Below are 6,052 nucleotides of genomic sequence, written 5' to 3' on the forward strand. Positions count from 1 at the left end.
CTTCGACTGGCAGACCATTCTCTCCATTGGCGTGCCGCTGTTCCTCGTCACCATGGCCTCGCAGAACCTGCCGGGCTTCGCGGTGCTGCGCGCGAGCGGCTACCAGCCGCCGGTGCAGCCGGCACTGCTCGTCACCGGCATCGGCTCCACGCTGCTTGCGCCCTTTGGCAGCCATGCCATCAACATGGCGGCCATCACCGCCTCCATCGTGACCGGTCCCGACTGCCACCCGGACCCGAAGAAGCGCTGGCTCGTGGCCTACCCCTATTTCGTGCTCTATGGCCTGATCGGACTGATGGCGGCGAGCTTCGTTCATGTGCTGGGCGCCCTGCCCAAGGACCTCATCACCGCCATCGCCGGCCTCGCCCTGTTCGCGCCGCTCATGGGCGCCATCACCACCATGATGAAGGAGCCGCGGGACATCGAAAGCGCGCTCGTCACCTTCCTCGTCACGGCGAGCGGGCTGACCATCCTTGGGGTGGGTTCGGCCTTCTGGGGCCTTGTTGCGGGGCTGGCGCTGTTCGGAGCGCGGCATCTCATCCAGCGCGGCTGATCCGGCGGCCGCTTGCGCACGTTTCGGTCTCATGCGACATCTGATCCTCACCTTCTGGGCCCTTTTCTTTGCGAGCACCGCTGCCATGGCCGGGACAACCGCCTATGATTTCACCCTCACGGGTATCGACGGCAAGCCGATGCCTCTGGCCCAATTCAGGGGCCACCCCATTCTGATCGTCAACACGGCGTCCGAATGTGGCTACACTCCACAGTACGAGGATCTTGAAAAGCTGTGGCTCGCCTACAAGGACAAGGGTCTCATCATTATCGGCGTGCCCTCCAATGATTTTGGCCAGCAGGAACCCGGCACGGCAGAGGAGATCGCCACATTCTGCAAGGTCAATTACGGCGTCACCTTTCCGCTCGCCGACAAATCCGTGGTGACGGGCGGCAAAGCCATTCCGTTTTATAAGTGGGCGGGCGAGCAGGCCGGCATGCTGGGCCGCCCCAAGTGGAACTTTCACAAATATCTGATCGGCGCTGATGGCCGCTTCATCGACTGGTTCTCGACGCCGACGAAGCCGATGAGCGCCAAGATCACCGCCGCGGTGGATAAGGCACTGGCCGCGAAATAGGCCGGTCTGGAATCGCTGACGTCATTCCTTCGGTTCATCGGCGCCGGGCCCGTCCCGTCGATCTTTTATGGCTGCACGGCAAAAAGGCGCCCGGGATGGACCCGGGCATGATGATGTGAAAAATTCACCGCCGCCAGACGGCCGTGAGCAGACGCCTCAGCGCCACGCCACCTTGGCGATCTCGTAGGACTTGCCGCCGCCGGGCGTGTTGACCTCGACCGAGTCGCCCTTTTTCTTGCCGATGATGGCTCGGGCAATGGGGGAAGAGACGGAGATCTTGCCTTTCTTCACGTCGGCCTCAAACTCGCCGACGATCTGGTAAACGGTCTTATCGTCGGTTTCCTCGTCGATCAGCGTCACCCTGGCGCCGAACATGACGGTGTCGCCTGAGAGTTTGGAGATGTCGATGATCTCGGCGCGCGACAGCTTGTCCTCCAGCTCCGCGACGCGGGCCTCCGTCCAGCCCTGCTGCTCCTTGGCGGCATGGTATTCGGCATTCTCGGAGAGATCGCCGTGCGAACGCGCTTCCTCGATGGCCTTGATGATGCGCGGGCGCTCCACGGTCTTGAGGTGCTTCACCTCATCCATCATGGCGGAGTGGCCTTCGGCGGTCATGGGCACTTTGTCCATCGGTCTCGTCCAATCTTGTCCAGTTTCTTCACGTCCCCGACCGGGCCGGAGGCGGCGTTCCATCCGTGTCTGGGAAAAACGACACCCGGCGATGCGGAATATTCCGTATCATGCCGGGCGAAGCAGAAACATGGCCCAACTCGTTCCGGAATTCAAGGGGAGCAGGAGTGGCTGATCTAACTCATTGATTTAGAACCCGTAACCTCGGAGAATGCCGGGGCCCGGCTTTGCTTGCCGGAAGGGAAGGTGGTTTCCGGCCTGCGCCGGGATGACGGGTGGTGGGGAGAGTGATAGTGTCCCTCCATGCGCAGATTTCTCAGGGTCCTCCTGGCCATCATCCTCCTGATTGTGACGGCGTTCGCCGCGGCCTTTCTCATCCTCGGCCCCGAGCGCCTTTGGGCCCAGTTTGGCCCCGCCGACCTGGGCGAGGTTGACTTTGCAAACCTCGTCCGGCGCGATACGCCCAATGACGCGCTGGCCTGCCTGCCGCAATTCTGTGCGGCCAAGGCCGACATTCCCGCACCCGTAATTGCCCAGCCCTTGGGCGAGGTGTTCCGCGCGGTGCAGGATGCCGTGGCGCATGAGCCCGGCCTCGCGCAAGTCCATGCCGATCCAGGGCAGGCCACCCTGCGCTTCGTGCAACGCAGCAAGATCATGGGCTTCCCCGACACCATCAACGTCAAGATCGCGGCCACGGCCGATGGCGGATCGGCCGTGCTGATCTATTCCCGCTCACAGCTCGGCAAGTCAGACATGGGGGTCAATCTGGCGCGGGTGACGCGTTGGGCCGGTCTGATCGTTACCACGGCACGGAAGGACGCGCCGTAGTACCGGTGAACACGTTCCCCATTCACATCATGGCCGGGCGTGTCCCGGCCATCTTTTTCTGGTGCCGGCAAAAAGGATGCCCGGGACAAGCCCGGGCAAGATGAGCGTGGTGCTGAGAGCGTGAGGCCCAAACAGCCGCTCAGAAATAATCCTGCAGCGGCCTCACGTCGAGGCGGCCTTCCTTCTGGGCGGCGATCGCCTTGGTGACGGCGAGGATGCCGGGCAGCGTCGTATAATACGGCACCTTCTGCATCAGCGCGGTCTGGCGGATGGGCTTGGAGTCCGATTGCGAGGCGCGCGTTTCGGTGGTGTTGAGAACCAGCTGGATCTCGCCGTTCTTGATCGCGTCCACCACATGCGGGCGGCCTTCCAGAACCTTGTTGATCTTGGTGGAGGCGATGCCCTTGTCCTCGAAATAGCGCTGCGTGCCGCCGGTGGCCACCAGCCTGAAGCCCATCTCGATGAGCTTCTTCACCGCTGGCAGGATCTTCGGCTTGTCGGCATCCTTCACCGAGACGAACACCGTGCCCGCCTGCGGCATGCGCATGCCAGCCCCGATCTGGCTCTTGGCGAAGGCCATGTCATAGCTCATGTCGAGGCCCATCATCTCGCCCGTCGAGCGCATCTCGGGTCCGAGCAGGACGTCCACGCCGGGGAAGCGGTTGAAGGGGAAGACCGCCTCCTTCACCGCCACGTGATTGAGCTTCCTCCGCTTCAGCCTGAAGCTGGCGAGGCTCTCGCCCGCCATCACGCGCGCGGCGATTTTGGCGACGGGGAGACCGATCACCTTGGCCACGAAGGGCACGGTGCGCGAGGCGCGCGGGTTCACTTCCAGCACGTATACGTCGCCATCCTTGATGGCGAACTGCACGTTCATCAGCCCGACCACGTTGAGCGCCAGCGCCATGACCCTGGCCTGACGCTCGAGCTCGGCGATCACCGCGGGCTTCAGCGAATGGGGCGGCAGCGAGCAGGCCGAGTCGCCCGAATGGATTCCCGCCTCCTCGATGTGCTCCATGACGCCGGCGATGAAGACGTCCTTGCCGTCGCAGATCGCATCGACATCGACCTCGATGGCGTTGGAGAGATAGCTGTCGATGAGAACCGGCGAGTCGCCCGACACCACCACGGCCTCGGTCATGTAGCGCTCGAGCTGCGCGTCGTCCCTGACGATCTCCATGGCGCGGCCGCCCAGCACGTAGGAGGGGCGGATCACCACGGGAAAGCCGATCTTCCTGGCGATCTTCCTCGCTTCCGCGCCCGAATGCGCGATGCCGTTTTCCGGCTGGCGCAGCTTCAGCTTCCTCAGGAGCTTCGAGAAGCGGTCGCGGTCTTCCGCGAGGTCGATGGCGTCGGGCGTGGTGCCGAGGATGGGGACGCCCGCCTTTTCCAGGGCATCCGCCAGCTTCAGCGGCGTCTGCCCGCCGAACTGCACGATGACGCCCTTGAGCGTGCCGCTGGACTGTTCCTTGTGGATGATCTCGAGAACGTCCTCGGCCGTCAGCGGCTCGAAATAGAGGCGGTCCGACGTGTCATAGTCGGTCGACACGGTCTCGGGGTTGCAGTTGACCATGATCGATTCATAGCCCGCGTCATGCAGCGCGAAGCAGGCATGGCAGCAGCAATAGTCGAATTCGATCCCCTGTCCGATGCGGTTCGGACCGCCGCCGAGGATGATGATCTTCCGCCGGTCCGAGGGTCTGGCCTCGTCCTCGGCGTCATAGGTCGAATACATATAGGCGGTGGGCGAGGCGAATTCGGCCGCGCAGGTGTCGATGCGCTTGAACACCGGGCGCACGCCGGTCTTGTGGCGATGCGCGCGCACCCTCTCCTCCGGCAGGCCCACGAGTTCGCCCAGCCGCCTGTCGGAAAAGCCCATGGACTTGAGCTTCTTCAGATTCGCCGCATCCCTCGGAAGCCCGAGCTCCCTGATCTTTTCCTCCGTCCGCACGATCTCCTCGATCTGGCGCAGGAACCACGGCTCGTATTTGCACGAAGCGAAGATCTGCCCGACGCTGGCCCCCATGCGGAAGGCCTGGGCGATCTTGAGCAGCCGGTCGGGTGTGGGCGTTCCGAGCGCGGCGCGGATGGCGTTCTTGTCGTCGCCTTCGCCGGCTCCGGGGATTTCCACTTCGTTGAAGCCAGTGAGGCCCGTTTCGAGGCCGCGCAGCGCCTTCTGCACCGATTCCTGGAAGCTGCGGCCGATGGCCATCACCTCGCCCACGGACTTCATGGCGGTGGTGAGGGTGGGCGAGGCGCCGGGGAACTTCTCGAAGGCGAAGCGCGGGATCTTGGTGACCACATAGTCGATGGCCGGCTCGAAGGCGGCGGGCGTTGCGCCGCCGGTGATGTCGTTTGCCAGCTCGTCAAGCGTGTAGCCCACCGCCAGCCTGGCCGCGACCTTGGCGATGGGAAAGCCGGTCGCCTTGGAGGCGAGGGCCGAGGAGCGCGACACGCGCGGGTTCATCTCGATGACGACCAGGCGGCCATCGGCGGGGTTCACGCCGAACTGCACGTTGGAGCCGCCCGTCTCGATGCCGATCTCGCGCAGCACCGCGATCGAGGCGTTGCGCATGATCTGGTATTCCTTGTCCGTCAGCGTGAGCGCCGGCGCCACGGTGATCGAGTCACCGGTGTGGACCCCCATCGGATCGACGTTCTCGATCGAGCAGACGATGATGCAGTTGTCCGCGCGGTCGCGGACCACTTCCATCTCATATTCCTTCCAGCCCAGCACCGACTCCTCGATCAGCACTTCGGCGGTGGGAGACGCATCGAGGCCCTTCTCCACGATGTCGAAGAATTCCTCGCGGTTGTAGGCGATGCCGCCGCCGGTGCCGCCCAGGGTGAAGGAGGGGCGGATGATGCAGGGAAGCCCCACCTCAAGCATGGCCTCGAAGGCCTCGACCATGGCGCGGTTGCGATAGTTGCGCTGGCGTTCCGGCTCCTGTGCCGCCCACTGCCTCTCGAAGGCCCCGATGTCGCCCCCGTCCGTCTGCAGGCGGGCAGTCTCGGCGGCATGGAACGCCTTGTCGGCGTCCTTGGCGGCGGAGGCATTGGCCAGCATCGATTTCGGCGTGTCGAGGCCGATCTTCCTCATGGCCTCGCGGAACAGCTCGCGGTCTTCCGCCTTGTCGATGGCCTCCGCCCTGGCGCCGATCAGCTCGACGCCATATTTTTCGAGAACGCCCATCTTGTTGAGCGACAGCGCGGTGTTCAGCGCCGTCTGGCCACCCATGGTGGGGAGCAGCGCATCGGGCCGCTCTTTCTCGATGATGCGGGCGACGACTTCCGGCGTGATCGGTTCGATATAGGTGGCGTCCGCCAGGTCCGGGTCCGTCATGATGGTCGCCGGATTGGAGTTCACCAGGATGATGCGGTAGCCCTCGGCCTTCAGCGCCTTGCAGGCCTGGGCGCCGGAATAATCGAACTCGCAGGCCTGGCCGATAATGATCGGTCCAGCC

At 64.1% G+C, this 6,052-nt stretch carries 5 protein-coding genes; 3 read left to right on the plus strand and 2 right to left on the minus strand.

Annotated elements, in window-relative coordinates:
* Nucleotides 1-553: benzoate/H(+) symporter BenE family transporter (locus tag IOC69_RS13305; protein WP_290544042.1), on the plus strand; the 553-nt coding region annotated here is incomplete at its 5' end.
* 85 nt (nt 554-638) lie between these two features.
* Entirely contained in the window at nt 639-1,130 is a 492-nt protein-coding gene (locus IOC69_RS13310) for a glutathione peroxidase (RefSeq protein WP_290544043.1), read from the plus strand.
* A gap of 156 nt (nt 1,131-1,286) precedes the next feature.
* Here IOC69_RS13310 and greA read toward each other — a convergent pair whose 3' ends face one another.
* Nucleotides 1,287-1,760 (minus strand): transcription elongation factor GreA, encoded by a 474-nt coding sequence (gene greA, locus IOC69_RS13315; protein ID WP_290544044.1) that lies wholly within the window; start codon nt 1,758-1,760, stop codon nt 1,287-1,289.
* A gap of 303 nt (nt 1,761-2,063) precedes the next feature.
* Between greA and IOC69_RS13320 the strand changes: the two genes are divergently transcribed.
* A complete protein-coding gene (locus IOC69_RS13320) occupies nt 2,064-2,588 on the plus strand; it encodes a DUF1499 domain-containing protein (protein ID WP_290544045.1) in 525 nt (174 codons plus the stop codon).
* A 139-nt stretch (nt 2,589-2,727) separates the two neighbouring features.
* Here the strand turns inward: IOC69_RS13320 and carB are convergent.
* Nucleotides 2,728-6,052: carbamoyl-phosphate synthase large subunit (gene carB / locus IOC69_RS13325; RefSeq protein ID WP_290544046.1), on the minus strand; the 3,325-nt coding region annotated here is incomplete at its 5' end.

The organism is Aestuariivirga sp., from assembly GCF_020252405.1.
In the GTDB taxonomy this organism is placed as follows: domain Bacteria; phylum Pseudomonadota; class Alphaproteobacteria; order Rhizobiales; family Aestuariivirgaceae; genus Aestuariivirga.